This window comes from Idiomarina sp. UBA4520, assembly GCF_002388365.1.
Lineage (GTDB): Bacteria > Pseudomonadota > Gammaproteobacteria > Enterobacterales > Alteromonadaceae > Idiomarina > Idiomarina zobellii.
Genome location: NZ_DGMK01000010.1, coordinates 33293 through 47784, shown reverse-complemented (window position 1 = coordinate 47784; position 14492 = coordinate 33293). Strand labels below are relative to the sequence as shown.

Genomic DNA, 14492 nt, shown 5'->3' with positions numbered 1-14492 from the left:
TTAGCAACTGACTGCCAACATGAACAAAGCCATGCTTCAACGCCGCTCAGGTGAAAACAAACCGTTTAATGCCGCAACGCCGGACAGTGATGCACAGCGCGACCGTGCTCGAATCATCCACTCTTCGGCGTTCCGCAGGCTGCAGTCGAAAACTCAGGTGTTGGGTGTGGGCGACAATGACTTTTATCGCACGCGGCTAACCCATTCGATGGAGGTTGCTCAGATTGGCTCAGGTATTTGTGAGCATTTAAAGCGAACTTATGCTGACAATGGCGATATTTCGCAGCAGATACCGTCGTTTTTTCAAATTGAAGCCACTTGTTTGGCGCATGATTTGGGACATCCGCCGTTCGGTCATGGCGGCGAGGTTGCGCTTAACTATCACATGCTGGGTCACGGCGGCTTTGAGGGTAACGGACAGACGTTACGCATTTTAAGCAAGTTGGGCGAGTATTCTGAACAGCATGGTCTGGACGTAACCCGCCGCACCTTGTTGGGGGTTTTGAAATATCCGGTGTTGCACAGCGAAGTACAGCCAAAAGATTTAACCAAAGATTCTCCGCTAAACGCATTTAAACCGCCTAAGTCGATTCATGATGACGAAGAAGACGTTCTACATTGGATTTTAGAAGAGTTTTCGCAGCACGATCGCGACACGTTTTGCACCGTGTTAGAAACAGACGGTAAACGGCGCTCCCGGTTTAAAGCCTTTGATACCTCCATTATGGAACTAGCCGACGACATTTCTTACGGCGTTCACGATTTAGAAGACGCGCTGGCGCTGGGCTTAGTAACTGAGCGGCAGTGGCGCGAGGATGTGCTGCAACAGACGCATGAGGACAGCCCGCTGATAACCGAGGCGGAATTTTATAACGACAAACTCTTCTCACCTGATAGCCGTGACCGTAAACACGCCATTAGCAAACTGATTGGCTATTTAGTGCCGCAAATATCGGTCGAGCAGCAACAACAGTTTGAACACCCGCAACTGGATTTACAGGCAACACTACCGGCAGAGGCAGAGCACACGCTAGAACTACTCAAAAGTTTTGTCTTCAAGCACGTCATTCGGGGTGCTGAGGTAAAAGCCATGGAGTTTAAAGGTCAGCGCATCATTATGGCGCTGTTTGAAGCGTTGAGCGATACGCCTGAGCAGCTCCTGCAGCCTTCGACATTGCACAAATATCAGCAGGCAAGTAACCCAAGACGAGTTATTTGTGATTATATTTCCGGTATGACCGACCATTATGCTCGTAAGCAATATAGCCAGTTGTTTGGTGCAGAAAGCGAATAAAAAGGGCGCCAATTTGGCGCCCTTTTGAGTTTAACGAGTAGTTTCATTCAATGGAGAAACTTATTCCCATTCAGCAAATAGGTCTACGCCTGAGTAAGCACGGTAACCTTTAATGCTGATGTACCAACGGTCTTCTGCTGGGTTATCAATTTCACAAGTTTCGTTGTTACCTGAACGGTATGGACGGCACTCGTAGTTTGACTCAGTAGGCTCGCTACCACGGCGAACATAAAGGTCAGCATCGCCGCTACCGCCAGATATATTCACTTTCAACGATGACATGCCAGCAGGAATATCCAGCCAGTAATGTGTCCATTCGTTGCTCGCGCCAGACAAGTTGTCTGCACTCGCTGAACCACCTTGACCACCGTCTGTTGGTGCAGTGAATGAACCAGTTAGGTTAACGCCGTCAAAACTTGAGTAAGCGTTAAGCATAACGTGGTAAGTACCGGCTTGTACGTTAGAAATAGTACAAGTTTCAGTGTTACCGGTGCGGTATGGGCGACAGTCATAGTTAGACTGGGTTGGGTCCGCACCAAAGCGCACGTACAGGTCAGCGTCGCCAGATCCACCGTTAATGTTGAAGCTTAAGTCAGTTGCTCCTGCTGGAACGTCTAACGTGTAGTATAACGAACTACCAGTAGATGCAGATAAGTTACCGACTGTTTGGCCGTTCGTCAGCTCACCACCTGTTGGCGGCTCAGGATCAGGACCCGGTCCTCCGGTTCCGTCACAGCCGTTTGCATCAATGTAGTCAATAGCGTCTTTAGATTGCGCTAAACCATAACCAAACTTAACGTCGCGACCATAGTCGCCTAAGTCTTGAGCTGTTGTATTTAGCACGTTACGAATTTCTTGAGCGCTACAGGTTGGGTGGTGTGACCAAACCAACGCCGCAACACCCGCAACGTGAGGTGATGCCATAGAGGTACCGCTCATGGTGCCGTAGTTGCCTTGCTGACCAGTGCCTTCAGGGTAGGTTGAAAGAACATCAACACCCGGGCCGGCAATTTCAACTTGGCTGTTCTTCTGTGAGAAAGACGCCAGGTTTTTGCTGCTATCGACAGCCGCAACGGACATAACCGCGTTGTAAGACGCAGGGTAAGACATTGGGTCAGTTGAGCTGTAAGCAGAACCGTCGTTACCCGCTGCCGCGACCAATAAAACACCTTGGTTATACAGGTTTTGCATCGCGTTGGCTTCAGTCTGGCTTGAGCCACCACCGCCAAGGCTCATGTTAACAACATCAGCGCCGTTGTCGGCACAAGTTTCAATAGCAGAAACCAGTGAAGACGAATAGCCCCAACCACTTGAGTTGAATACTTTGACAATATGCAGGTTAGGATCGCTACCAATAACGCCACGAACGCCAAAACCGTTATCGAGTGCAGCAATAGTACCGGCAACGTGCGTTCCGTGAGGACCGCCATTGTCGTACCAGTTGCCTGTGCCGCTATCATTCGTGCCGTTAATAGTATCGCCTAAAGTACCCATGTCTTCGTGTGGTAGCTCTAAGCCTGAATCGATAACACAGACTTTTTTACCACCTGCGGCCGCAGAAGCAACGCTGTCATCGACCTGATCAGCCTGTACCTGGCTAATGCCGTAAGGCACGTCTTGCGCCATAAAACGACGGATACGGTCAACTTCAACGTATTCAATGTTTGGGTTCTTCTCAAGACGCTTTCTCTGCTTTTCAGTCAGCTCGGCGGCAACCGCCAAGTTGTGGCGCATGCTGAGTTTTACCTTACCGCCAGCTTTTCTGACCACGTTGTTTGCACGCGAAATGGCCAATTCAGAACGTCCTCTGTTGCCCATTTTGTTGACCGCGTTACCATTATTTTTAAATTTAATGATGTAACGCTGAGGTGCTGAGCTGTCCACTTGCGCTTGAATTTGAGCCTGCTCTTTTACCAGCGGCTGCGCTTGTGAATGGTCAGGAGGTTTAGCAAAAGCCGATGAAACTGATACTGCTAAAGCAGTCAGTGTAAGATATTGAATTTTTCTCATATCTAATTTGTCTCTTATTTTTTTAATGAGTGGCTGTAAGAAGCCATGAATGAAAGCAGCAGGGGATACGACGTTTGGCTGCCTGAAAATGACGTCGTTTGACATCATTTGCAACATTTAATAACAAAAAATGAACAATTTAAAGGGTGAGAACGTAAAGATTGTTTAAATTTTAACAAAAATGACACAGAGGTTAACCAGAGGTTATCGGTAGGCAGGCCGGTTCTTCATAATGTAAATACAGATATTGGTGTCGAGCATATATCGTAAATTCATAGTTGCTCGCGCTCCTGCTCTTGAGGCTGCTCACGCTCAACCATAAAGTCGTCACTGGCAGGTTCACCACTAAACCAAGAAGCCCAACTGGTTTTCGCTGGAGTAATAATTCGGCTTTCGCCAACGACTAACACTTCAACTTCTTTTACGTCTTCAGAAAAAGCGACGTCTTTTGGTAACCGAACCGCTTGCGTTTTATTGCTTTTGAAAAGGGTTGTTTTGGTCATAATCTATTTTGTATATCCAACTTGAATATACATATGTATAGTTGAACTATATGAACTGTCAAATACGTCATTTAGGTTTTTGGTTTTTGCGTTCATTCATTTCGGCTATACTCTGCTTAAATTCAGTAGTGCAGAAAAGTTATGTCCAAGAAAAAACAAGAGTCGATTGTACTCGAAACGCCAACAGGCTCCGACCACGTTTTACTACACTCCTGCTGTGCGCCATGCTCGGGTGAAGTCATGGAGCGTATGGCTGAAGCGGGCATCAAGTTCACGATTTTCTTCTATAACCCGAATATTCACCCGGAAAAAGAGTATTTGCTGCGTAAAGAAGAAAACATTCGGTTTGCCGAAAAACTGGGTGTGGATTTTATCGATTGCGACTACGACACCAAAAACTGGTTTGAGCGAGTGAAAGGTCTCGAGTGGGAGCCTGAGCGTGGTGAGCGCTGCACGGTTTGTTTTGATATGCGCTTTGAACGCACAGCCTTATACGCACATGAAAACGGCTTTGACACCATTACCAGCTGTTTAGGCATTTCACGCTGGAAAAACATGCAGCAAATAAATGACTGTGGCCAGCGTGCGGTTGCGCGTTATCCCGGATTGCATTACTGGACGTTTAACTGGCGTAAAAAAGGCGGCTCTGCCCGTATGGTGGAAATTGCCAAGCGTGAACGTTTTTATCAGCAGGAGTATTGTGGTTGTGTTTATTCGCTTCGCGATACCAACCGCTGGCGCCTGCAGAACGGGCGCGATCGCATTAAAATTGGTGTGGAGTATTATACTGCCGATTAAAAAAAAAGCCCCAGACGCTGGGAAGAGAGACGTCCGGGGCCACACGTGAAAGTGTTTAACCTATTAGAACTGGTAACTTACTGTTGCTGAATATTGAACACTCTCAGGTAAGAACTTAGATCTAAGCCTGAACGTCAATAACCTGTTCGATGAGAAGTATTACTCAAGTATCGACTTCTATAATCAAGGCTTCTTCGGCGCAGAGCGTAATTTTGAACTAAGTCTTAAATACGCTTGGTAAGTTAACTGCGTAATCACAGAAAGGGCGGTGCAACAACACTGCCCTTTTCTTTTGGCCGTTGCTAAGCCCTCTGCAACTTGCTATAAATGCGCGCAAATTTTCTATGAACCTAACTATATGAGTCAGTCTTCGAATATCGTTGTTATGGTGCGCCCGCATCACTTTGCATCGAACCCGGAAACTATGGGCGATAATGCTTTTCAGTCGCTGGCGAAAGACGGCGTTAACGTTGCTGAAGCGGCTTACAACGAAGTGACTGAAGCAGTCAGTAAGCTGCGTGAGTATGGTGTTCAGGTACACTTATTTGAAGATGAAACCACAGAAACACCTGACTCGGTATTCCCTAACAACTGGTTCAGCACTCATGCCTCTGGCGAGCTGGTTTTATACCCTATGTATTGTGAAAACCGCCGCAAAGAGCGTCGTCCGGACATTATTGAATTTCTTCGTAATGAATATGGCTATCAACAGCTTATTGATTTAAGCGCGCAGGAAAACGACGGCGTATTTCTTGAAGGCACAGGGTCTATTGTGTTCGACCATGAACATAAGCTTGCTTATGCCGCCCGATCTAAGCGTATGCACGAAAGTGTGCTGAAAGCGCTTTGCCTAAAACTGAATTACAAACCCGTGGCGTTCAATGCAACCAGCCGAGACGGCAAGCCGGTTTATCACACCAATGTGCTTATGGCCGTTGGTAGTGAGTTTGTCATGGCATCTGTTGAGATGATTCGCGATGACCACGAACGGCACCGTTTTATGGATACGGTTGCAGCAAGTGGTAAAGAGCTGGTTCAGCTGACTGAAGCTCAAATAGAGCACTTTGCAGGTAATACTCTGGAGTTAGAGGCAGATGGGCGCAAATTACTGGTTATTTCTAAAACCGCTTATAACGCTTTAAGTGCCGATCAGATCCAAAAACTGGAGAAATGGGTGACGTTAGTGCCCATTAAAGTACCGACCATCGAGCTGGGCGGCGGTTCAATTCGATGCATGCTGGCGCAGATTTTTAGCCCAGTTTTACTATAAATCACTTTTATAAAATAAATTGAAAATATTCTTTGACATTATAATAAATGAGCGTACAGTGGGCGGCGTTGGATAAGAAACAGATAGTTAAACACTCCTCTACGTCACATTATTAGAAGTAATCGTCTCGTCCTGTAGTTTTAAGTTTCACATTTTTTACCCCGCACGATCATCGGCGTCGAGATTGTCTCGGTCCGGTACTTTTATAGTTTTAAAAATTTCAGGATATTATTATGTCTAATACAGTAAACGGTGTTGTTAAGTGGTTTAACGAAGCAAAAGGTTTTGGTTTTATCGAGCAGCAAGGTGGCGCAGACGTATTTGCTCACTTTAGCGCGATTGTAAGCGACGGTTTCAAAACCTTAGCTGAAGGCCAACGCGTTTCTTTCTCAGTGACCCAAGGCCCGAAAGGCCCTCAAGCTGAGAACATTCAAGCGCTGTAATTCCTTGCGGATAGAGCCCTTGAAGTCGCTTTAAGCGAACCAAATTTAAGAAGCAGCCTACGGGCTGCTTTTTTTGTGCCTGAATTTTGTCGCGAAACCCCGTAAACTTAAGTTTTAAAATGAATAAGAGCTTCCGCCGTGATACAACCGTTTGACCAACTCATTTGTCCCTTAGATAAACAGCCTTTGCAGCTGAATGAGCGTACGTGGTGCTGCGACAATGGTCATAGCTTTGATATTGCGAAGCAAGGTTACGTCAACTTGCTGCCGGTACAGAATAAGCGCTCGAAAGACCCCGGTGACAGCAAAGCGATGGTGCAGGCAAGGCGGGAATACTTGAATAAAGGTTACTACCAGCCGCTGGCGCAAGCATTAGCTGATACAGTGTTAGCAATGGGCTCACAGGCTTTACTTGATGCGGGCTGCGGTGAAGGGTATTACTTGCGCTATCTTGTTGAACAGGCCGAGCAACAAGGTACAGAGTTAAGTGTGGCCGCTTTGGATATTTCAAAATGGGCGGTACAGACAGCCGCAAAGCAAGATAAGCGCTTGAGCTGGATAGTGGCATCTAATAACGCGATTCCATTGGCAGACAATAGTGTCGATACTATTTTGTGCGTGTTTGGCTTCCCTGTTGAAGCTGAGTTTAAACGGGTTTTAAAACCTGGTGGTCGATTGATTATGGTTGATCCGGCTTCTGAGCACTTAATCGAACTCAAACGAATAATTTACCCAGAAATAAAAGCAAAATCCGAACACTTACCAGTCTCTGAAAAAGGTTGGGTTTTGTCATCAGAAGAGAGAATCAGCTTTAAAGTTGAGTTGCCTGATACTGAAGCCGTACATGACCTACTCACCATGACACCACACCTCTACCGAGCTAGTAAAGAAGGCATAGAAAAGGCAGAAAAGCTACAAAGCTTGGCCATAACAGCTGATGTCTGGGTACGTGTTTTTAGCCTTAAATAGTTTGCTAAGATAAACCTCAACATAAAAAAGAGCTTCTGGAGGCTTGGGATGAATACTTTAGAAATTGATCGCCACCCTGTTGCAGTGAATGTATCTGTTACCGAAGCTGCGCTCGAAGTTGAACTGGCTGACGGACGTAAAATTTCGGCTCCCATTGTTTGGTTTCCTCGCTTGGAAGCTGCCACGGAAGAAGAACGTAATGATTGGCAATTATTAGGCAACGGCCAGGGCATTCATTGGCCGCGTCTGGACGAAGATATCAGTGTGCTTGGGCTTTTAAGCACCTAACCCATGCGTGCCGTTGTTCATTCTACAATAACGCCAATATCCAAGGCGGACTGGAACGGGTTGTTCAACAGTGGCTATCCGTTTACGCAATATGATTTCCTGTTGGCGCTTGAGCAGGGTGGTAGTCTTGGGCCGCAGCGTGGCTGGTTGCCCCAGTATGTTGCGGTACATGATAACAGTGACAAACTGATTGCCATTATGCCGTGGTTTAAAAAGACGCATTCCTATGGCGAGTATTTGTTTGACTGGGCTTTTGCTGAGGCCTATGAGCGTTATGGTTTTCAGTACTACCCCAAACTTATAAATGCTATACCTTTTACTCCGTGTCAGGGGCCCCGCCTGGCAACTGCCGAGAGCGTTAATGCTGCTGATGTTCTACCGGTTATTGAATCTGCTTTGATGCAGGAGCACGATGTCAGCAATTTGCAGTGTTTGTACGTTGAGCCGAATGTAAGCGAGGCTCTGGCAGAACAAGGTTGGTGGCAACGCTTTGATATCCAGTTCCTCTGGCAGAACCGAGGTTATAGTTCCTTTGACGACTTTCTCGGGGCTTTGGTGTCACGCAAGCGCAAGTCTATACGCAAAGAGCGGCAAAAGGTGTCAGAGCAAAATGTCGAAATGCGAACCTTACAGGGTACCGAATTAACCGCAGATTTTTGGCATCAATTCATTGTGTTTTACCAGCGCACCTATTTAAAACGCTCAGGTCATGGAGGTTATTTAACCCCGACTACCTTCAAACTTTGGGGTCAACATTTAGCTGACCATATTGTGGTTTTTGCGGCTTACCGAAATGACGAAATGCTTGCGGCGTCATTATGCTTTAAAAGTGAAGACACGCTTTACGGGCGTTACTGGGGTTGTCAGGAAGAGCTTGAGTTTCTACATTTTGAAGCTTGTTATTATCAGGGTATTGAATACTGCATAAACCATAACCTTAGCTACTTTGACGCTGGTGCGCAGGGCGAACATAAGCTGCATCGAGGCTTTGAGCCGGTGCTTCGTGAAGGGTTTTATCGGTTTACGCCGTCTCCTCTTAATGATGCCATTGAACAGTATTGTCGGGATGAAAGCACAGCGTTACGCGAACACCTAAAAACATTGCGAACTTATTTGCCTTATAAAGACCGCGGTTAATACAGCGGCCACACCAGCAATATCATCACCAGAGCCACGGCGGCGACAATCAACGACAAGGGCAGGCCAAGCCGCCAGTAGTCACTGAAGTTATAGCCGCCTGGTCCCATTACCAAAATGTTCGATTGGTGGCCTATTGGCGTTAAGAATGGCACTGCAGCGCCTATAGCGACGGCCATCAAAAAAGGATCCATACTGGCGCCGAAGCTGTTCGCCATACTGATGCCGATAGGTGCCATAAGTACGGCGGCAGCGGCGTTATTAACGATATTCGACAGCAACATGGTAACAACCAGAAGCAAGCCAACGGCAACAAATTCAGGCGCGCCAGAGCTGATATAAAGCACTCCGTTGGCAATGGTATCGGCGGCACCACTGCGCTCCAATGCCGAGCCCAGCGGTATGGTCGCGCCGAGCAACACAATAATAGGCCAGTCGATAGCGTCATATAGCTCTCGCAGGGGTAGAATATTAGTCACTACCATAAGTCCGGCAGCCAATGAGAAGGCGACGGGCACCGAGAGTAATCCAAAGGCGGCCGATAAAATCGTTGCAGCAAAAATACCCAGCGGCAACATCAGTTGCTTAGAAGAACCAATGCGCAGGCTTCGCTGAGCCAACGGGAAACAGCCAAAGCGCTGAAATACGTCATTCAATATTTCGGCGTCGCCCTGAAGTAACAGCACGTCTCCCGGTTTGAAACGGATGTTACCGAGCGCTGTCCCCAGTTTTTGACCTTCCCGCGCTACACCCAAAACGTTTATGCCATAGCGACTGCGCAGTTTAATGTCGGCGGCAGAGCGACCAATAAGCCGTGAATCGTGGCCAACAATACCTTCAATGACGGTAATATCGTCAGACTTTAAGAAGCGATCATCAATGTCTTCTTCGGCGTTAAGCTCCAGTCCTGTACCGTCAATAACGTGCTGAATGGTTTCTGCGTTGGCTTCGACAATTAATACGTCTTCGGCTTTTAAACGCAGATACCGGGCGGGTGCAGACCAGCGTTTTTCGCCCCGTTGCAGCGCGACAATAACAAAGTCATCTTCGGTGCGGTTTTCCAACTCATACAGCGTTTCGCCAATAAACCCGGACTCTTCCGGGACATACAGTTCAGTAAGGTAACTGCTGACATCGTACAGAGACTCTGACTTGGACTTGCCACTTTTTTCAGGAACCAACCAGTGGCTGAGTAGCCACATAAATAACAGGCCGGCAACGGCAATACTCAAGCCCACAGGAGTAAACTCGAAAATGCCAAAAGACTCCCCCATGGCTTCCCGGCGAATGTCAGCAATAATAATATTAGGAGGTGTACCCACCATGGTTATCGCGCCGCCAAGCAAAGAGCCAAATGCCATGGGCATGAGCAGTTTAGACGGGTTATTGCCGCTGGTTCGGGCCAGCTGGAGTGCAACGGGGATCATTATGGCCATGGTGCCGGTATTACTGATAAACGCTGAACAGACGGTCGTGACAGAAGTGAGCGCTATCATTTGAATCCAGCGCTTGCCGCCCGCGCGTTTCATGACTGAAGCTAAAGCGTCAACCACGCCCGAGCGCCATAATGCATGGCTAATGATAAGTACCGCAGCAACGGTAATAACGGCCGCATTACCGAAACCGCTGAAAACTTCAGCGGCTGGAACTAACCCCAAAACGGCTGCCGACAACAGCGCCATCATGGCAACTAAGTCATAACGCCATTTATCAATGACGAACAAGGCCAGCATTGCTAGCAAGATAATACCAATAAGCCATTGATCCAGCATACAAAGCCCGCCGTTTACTATTTATACAATGAACATTGCATAAGTTACGATCGGGTGCAATATTTAGATGAACACCTATTTCAGGAGGCATAACGATGAAGTACCTTAGTTTAGCAAGTGCAGTAGTCGTTGGCCTGGCGGGAATAAGCAGTGCGCCGGCGAACAGTGATGACCACAAAGAATCTGGATTGGCGAATGCTGAAATTCAGGAGTGGCAGGTGCCGTGGGAGGACTCCCGGCCTCGTGACCCTTGGGTGCATGACGGCACGGTCTGGTTTGTGGGTCAGGGAAGCCACTACGCAGCAACCTTTAATCCAGAAACAGAGGAATTCAAACGCTACGACTTGCCTGACGGCGCAGGGCCTCACACCGTTATTGTCGATGACAGAGGCGCTTGGTACGCCGGGAACTTAAAAGAACACATAGGTCTTATTGACCCGGGCACTGGCGATATTAAGCAATTTGAATTACCAGGTAGCGGCCCCAGAGACAGTCATACTATGGACTTCACTGCAGCTGGCGACATTTGGTTTACGGTTCAGGGCGGTAATCAAATTGGCTTTTTAGAAACCAATGGTGGCGAAATGATGCTGTGGGAAGTGCCGACAGAGTCAGCACGACCTTATGGCCTTATCGTTGAAAATGACCGCCCCTGGGCGACTCTGTTTGGTACGAATAAACTCGCAACCGTCGAGAATGGCAAACTAAAAGAATTTGAACTGGATAGAGAAAAGTCGCGACCTCGTCGCCTGGGAATGACCGATGACGGAACGCTTTGGTATGTCGATTATAACCAGGGGTACGTCGGTAGCTATGATCATGTAACTGGCGACAACAAAGACTGGCGTGCACCTGCTGCCGGTAATTCTCGTCCATACGGTATGGCGGTCGACAAGCGTAATGATGTTTGGTTTGTCGAAACGGGCGTGCAGCCGAATCGTCTAGTGGGTTTTGACACAGAAACTCACGAATTTTCAGAGCCTATCGAGCTAGAAAGTGGCGGCGGTACCGTTCGTCACATGTTCTATGACGAAGGCACCGACTCCATTTGGTTCGGCACCGACGCCAATACACTGGGCGTGGTCCGTCTAAGCGAACCACCCGTTGTTACGGCCGATTAATTACATCGGCAACACTTCTAACACGGCAACATAAGAGCCCTGGCGTTTGGTCGCCGGGGCTTTGCCGTTGTTATCGGCGTATTCAGCTTCTAGCCAGTACATACCCGCTTCTTCAACAGAGAAGCTGACTTCGCCTTTTTCGTTGGTTGTCAGCTTGGTTGGCTCTGAACGATCGCGATACCGTTCACCACCTTTCACCAAGACCAGCTCAGTGCCAGCAGCGGCTTTGCCGTCCATTGTAAATTTAAACGTAATGTTTTCGCCGGTGTATAAGTCGTTAGGGTGCGTTACTGGCTCTAACTCTAAGCCTTTACCGGTTGGGCCTAAAGTGTCATAGGTCGGCGCGCCTGACGTTACAAAAGCTTCAACTCGATGTGAGCGTTCACTGACTTCTAAGTCTTTGGCGTCCTGAGGGACTTCTTTATAAAAATCGTCATTGGTTTTTTGCGAGCCACGTGGCGGCCAGTATTGGCGTTCGCCGTTATCGTCTACCCAGCGAGCCGATAACCCTGAGCTAGCTGAGTACACCGTGTATGTGCCTTCTTTTTCGAGCTCTATGTCAAACACCGAGCGTAGTTTGCCTTTGTAACCGTTCTCTAAAGTCACTGCAGACCCGTCCGGTGCCATAGCTTCGACTCTGTCTAAGCTCAATGGGTAATGATCGGGGTAAAAAATGCCGTTCGCAATTGCGGCATCGAAGGTGACCCACTCAGAGTCGCCGGATACAACGGTAGCGCTTGGTTTAATCCAAACACGGTGTGCTTCACTGCTGGCGCTGGCAAACAGCGTCAACACAGCAAGACTTGTCGTTATTACAGAAGATAATTTCATGCTTAAGGCTCCAGTTTTAGGGACACACGGCCGAGTTCGTGCTCGCCGCTGTCTGTTATGGATATTGGGTTGTTAAGGGGTAAAGACAACGGCAAGCGCAGCATTTCACGTCCGCCAAGCTCGCGGGCTGCTTCTACGTATAGGTAATAGTTGCCGTCACTAAGCTCGGGTAATTTACTCAGCATGGGGGTTAGGTCTACGCGCTGAACGCCTGGGCGTCGGGTTGCGCCGGAGACACCATCAATTGGCATATCGGCCATACGGCCGCTGCGGCGCCACCATTGACGCATGTCCTTCAGCCACTTTTCGCCTTCATTGTTTTCAAGGTTCGTGTCATACCAAACGGCAATGTCGACAACACGCTGATGTCGCTCGTTGGCTAACCAAACCGCGACATAAGGCACGTGATACTCAGCCACAGACAGACGCGGAATTTCTACGGTTAATTCGTTTTCCGCAGCATGAGCAGAACCAATGACTGCGAAAAATGGGATGATGAATCCGGCCAGGACCAGCGGCCAGGTCGATTTTCGGCCCTTACTGTACTTTTTCAAAAGCAATAACCCCGTAATAGTGAAAACAATGCTGGCGATCGCAAAAATATCGATGAATAAGCTCCACAAGAACCCGGTATTTCGGGCTTTATGCAAGTCGTTAAAATAAGCTATCCAGCCCCTGTCGGTAGTTTCAGAATAAAAAGCACCGCTGTCTAAATCGACGCTGAACCAGCTGTCGCCGCCAGGCCGGGGCATAGCGACGTACACTTCGTAATCGCTCCATTCAATTTGGGCGTTTGAACTCAAGCTGTTTTGCGTTTTGTCTTCGTACCAGCGGTGAAAAGAAGCTGGCAGAGTGTCATTCCCTGACGCATTCACCAGCCGTTCCAAGTCCTTTTGAGGGAGAGACCCTTCATGGCTTTCTATGCTAGGCGCAGACTCTATCCACCCCGCATGGTTCAAGGTAATACCGGTGACAGAGAACAGCAGCATGCCAATAAGACACACCGCCGAACTTATCCAGTGCCAGTCCTTTAATGACCAGCCGCGTTTTCTTGATCTATTTCTGCGCGCCATAAATTACTGCTGTTAGAATTGGCTAAACCAATGCTTTTATTTGATGTTTAATGAATATGGCGTTAGTCTATATGAAAATCATTCTTATTCGCAATTTAGAAATAATTAAGTGATTTTTTAGTTTTTAAACGCAAAGCGTCACTTTTGCCGTAGTCTCTCCAAGAGCTGGAGTTAGAAGCAGGAGTTTTCATGAGAAGTACTATTGCCGAAACCGTCACTCAGGTACGCCACTGGAATGACACCCTATTCAGTTTTAGAACCACCCGTAAGCCAAGTTTCACTTTCGAAAATGGCCAGTTCGTAATGATGGGACTGCAACTTGAAGACAAGCCGTTGCTGCGCGCTTATTCAATTGCCAGCGCCAACTATGAAGAAGAGCTGGAGTTTTTCAGCATAAAAGTGCCCGATGGCGCATTAACGTCACGTTTGCAGCATATTCAGGTTGGCGATGAAGTGGTGCTGTCGACGCGCCCTACCGGCACCCTTGTTCCGGGGCATCTGCTACCGGGTAAAAACCTGTATTTGCTGAGTACCGGTACAGGGCTAGCGCCGTTCATGAGTGTGATTAAAGATCCGGATATCTACGAGCAATACGACAAGGTGATTCTCGTGCACGGTGTACGTTATGTCTCTGAATTGGCCTATCAAAAAGAAATCGGTGAAGACTTACCGAATAACGAGTTTTTTGGTGACTGGGTAAAAGAGAAGCTGATTTATTATCCAACCGTAACGCGTGAGCCATTCAGAGATGAAGCACACCAGCAGCGAATTACAGACTTACTGACCTCAGGCACACTGACGCGTACCATTGGCATGCCCGATTTGAACCCCGAGCATGACCGTTTTATGCTGTGTGGTAACGACGCTATGCTGCAAGACTTAATGGCTATACTGAATGAGCGAGGCTTTACAAAAGCCACTTCGCGCAAACAAGGCGATTACGTTATAGAGCAGGCATTTATTGAGAAATAATCAATGAGGTA

General features: G+C 47.9%; 14 protein-coding genes. 9 read left to right on the top strand and 5 right to left on the bottom strand.

From position 1 onward, the window contains the following. The first annotated feature begins 19 nt into the window (after positions 1-19). Positions 20-1294 (top strand): anti-phage deoxyguanosine triphosphatase, encoded by a 1275-nt coding sequence (locus tag B3850_RS03455; RefSeq protein ID WP_286871667.1) that lies wholly within the window; start codon positions 20-22, stop codon positions 1292-1294. Between the two features lie 60 nt (positions 1295-1354). Here the strand turns inward: B3850_RS03455 and B3850_RS03450 are convergent, their stop codons facing one another. Both B3850_RS03450 and vapB read right to left on the bottom strand, forming a co-directional pair. Further along, a complete protein-coding gene (locus B3850_RS03450) occupies positions 1355-3304 on the bottom strand; it encodes a S8 family serine peptidase (RefSeq protein WP_286871669.1) in 1950 nt (649 codons plus the stop codon). Positions 3305-3576: 272 nt separating this feature from the next. Continuing rightward, the gene (gene vapB / locus B3850_RS03445) at positions 3577-3807 is read right to left on the bottom strand and encodes a type II toxin-antitoxin system VapB family antitoxin (RefSeq protein WP_286871671.1); all 231 of its coding nucleotides are present in this window, start codon (positions 3805-3807) and stop codon (positions 3577-3579) included. A 141-nt stretch (positions 3808-3948) separates the two neighbouring features. On the opposite strand from vapB, the gene B3850_RS03440 reads away from it, so the two are divergent. The 6 genes from B3850_RS03440 to B3850_RS03410 all read left to right on the top strand — a co-directional run bounded on the left by B3850_RS03440 (position 3949) and on the right by B3850_RS03410 (position 8712). Beyond that, a complete protein-coding gene (locus B3850_RS03440; RefSeq protein ID WP_088767182.1) occupies positions 3949-4605 on the top strand; it encodes an epoxyqueuosine reductase QueH in 657 nt (218 codons plus the stop codon). A gap of 358 nt (positions 4606-4963) precedes the next feature. Then, the gene (gene ctlX, locus B3850_RS03430) at positions 4964-5875 is read left to right on the top strand and encodes a citrulline utilization hydrolase CtlX (protein WP_286911392.1); all 912 of its coding nucleotides are present in this window, start codon (positions 4964-4966) and stop codon (positions 5873-5875) included. Positions 5876-6108: 233 nt separating this feature from the next. Beyond that, positions 6109-6318, top strand: a complete 210-nt coding sequence (locus tag B3850_RS03425; RefSeq protein ID WP_053953437.1) for a cold-shock protein — start codon at positions 6109-6111, stop codon at positions 6316-6318. Between the two features lie 138 nt (positions 6319-6456). Then, positions 6457-7287: a putative RNA methyltransferase gene (locus B3850_RS03420; protein ID WP_286871679.1), complete on the top strand. Its 831-nt coding sequence runs from the start codon at positions 6457-6459 to the stop codon at positions 7285-7287. 48 nt (positions 7288-7335) lie between these two features. After that, positions 7336-7575, top strand: coding sequence for a DUF2442 domain-containing protein (locus tag B3850_RS03415; RefSeq protein WP_053953435.1), 240 nt, complete (start codon positions 7336-7338; stop codon positions 7573-7575). 3 nt (positions 7576-7578) lie between these two features. After that, complete coding sequence (locus B3850_RS03410; protein WP_286871681.1) at positions 7579-8712, top strand: GNAT family N-acetyltransferase; 1134 nt, start codon at positions 7579-7581, stop codon at positions 8710-8712. On the opposite strand, the gene B3850_RS03405 is transcribed toward B3850_RS03410, so the two are convergent. Next, positions 8709-10484, bottom strand: a complete 1776-nt coding sequence (locus tag B3850_RS03405) for an SLC13 family permease (protein ID WP_286911391.1) — start codon at positions 10482-10484, stop codon at positions 8709-8711. The two genes, B3850_RS03410 and B3850_RS03405, sit on opposite strands and share 4 nt — an antisense overlap. 95 nt (positions 10485-10579) lie before the next feature. Here B3850_RS03405 and B3850_RS03400 point away from each other — a divergent pair, with 95 nt between their 5' ends. Next, positions 10580-11605: a virginiamycin B lyase family protein gene (locus B3850_RS03400; protein ID WP_286871685.1), complete on the top strand. Its 1026-nt coding sequence runs from the start codon at positions 10580-10582 to the stop codon at positions 11603-11605. Here the strand turns inward: B3850_RS03400 and B3850_RS03395 are convergent, their stop codons facing one another. Further along, positions 11606-12436, bottom strand: coding sequence for a DUF4198 domain-containing protein (locus B3850_RS03395; RefSeq protein WP_058578565.1), 831 nt, complete (start codon positions 12434-12436; stop codon positions 11606-11608). Positions 12437-12438: 2 nt separating this feature from the next. Further along, complete coding sequence (locus B3850_RS03390; RefSeq protein ID WP_286871690.1) at positions 12439-13509, bottom strand: PepSY-associated TM helix domain-containing protein; 1071 nt, start codon at positions 13507-13509, stop codon at positions 12439-12441. Positions 13510-13698: 189 nt separating this feature from the next. On the opposite strand from B3850_RS03390, the gene B3850_RS03385 reads away from it, so the two are divergent. Beyond that, positions 13699-14481: a ferredoxin--NADP reductase gene (locus B3850_RS03385; RefSeq protein ID WP_058578563.1), complete on the top strand. Its 783-nt coding sequence runs from the start codon at positions 13699-13701 to the stop codon at positions 14479-14481. Positions 14482-14492 lie beyond the last annotated feature (11 nt).

Excerpts from the sequence above, each read along its gene's own strand:
- B3850_RS03455 (WP_286871667.1), top strand. The coding sequence starts at position 20 with ATGAACAAAGCCATGCTTCAACGCCGCTCAGGTGAAAACAAACCGTTT.
- B3850_RS03450 (WP_286871669.1), bottom strand. The coding sequence starts at position 3,304 with ATGAGAAAAATTCAATATCTTACACTGACTGCTTTAGCAGTATCAGTT.
- vapB (WP_286871671.1), bottom strand. The coding sequence starts at position 3,807 with ATGACCAAAACAACCCTTTTCAAAAGCAATAAAACGCAAGCGGTTCGG.
- B3850_RS03440 (WP_088767182.1), top strand. The coding sequence starts at position 3,949 with ATGTCCAAGAAAAAACAAGAGTCGATTGTACTCGAAACGCCAACAGGC.
- ctlX (WP_286911392.1), top strand. The coding sequence starts at position 4,964 with ATGAGTCAGTCTTCGAATATCGTTGTTATGGTGCGCCCGCATCACTTT.
- B3850_RS03425 (WP_053953437.1), top strand. The coding sequence starts at position 6,109 with ATGTCTAATACAGTAAACGGTGTTGTTAAGTGGTTTAACGAAGCAAAA.
- B3850_RS03415 (WP_053953435.1), top strand. The coding sequence starts at position 7,336 with ATGAATACTTTAGAAATTGATCGCCACCCTGTTGCAGTGAATGTATCT.
- B3850_RS03410 (WP_286871681.1), top strand. The coding sequence starts at position 7,579 with ATGCGTGCCGTTGTTCATTCTACAATAACGCCAATATCCAAGGCGGAC.
- B3850_RS03405 (WP_286911391.1), bottom strand. The coding sequence starts at position 10,484 with ATGCTGGATCAATGGCTTATTGGTATTATCTTGCTAGCAATGCTGGCC.
- B3850_RS03400 (WP_286871685.1), top strand. The coding sequence starts at position 10,580 with ATGAAGTACCTTAGTTTAGCAAGTGCAGTAGTCGTTGGCCTGGCGGGA.
- B3850_RS03395 (WP_058578565.1), bottom strand. The coding sequence starts at position 12,436 with ATGAAATTATCTTCTGTAATAACGACAAGTCTTGCTGTGTTGACGCTG.
- B3850_RS03390 (WP_286871690.1), bottom strand. The coding sequence starts at position 13,509 with ATGGCGCGCAGAAATAGATCAAGAAAACGCGGCTGGTCATTAAAGGAC.
- B3850_RS03385 (WP_058578563.1), top strand. The coding sequence starts at position 13,699 with ATGAGAAGTACTATTGCCGAAACCGTCACTCAGGTACGCCACTGGAAT.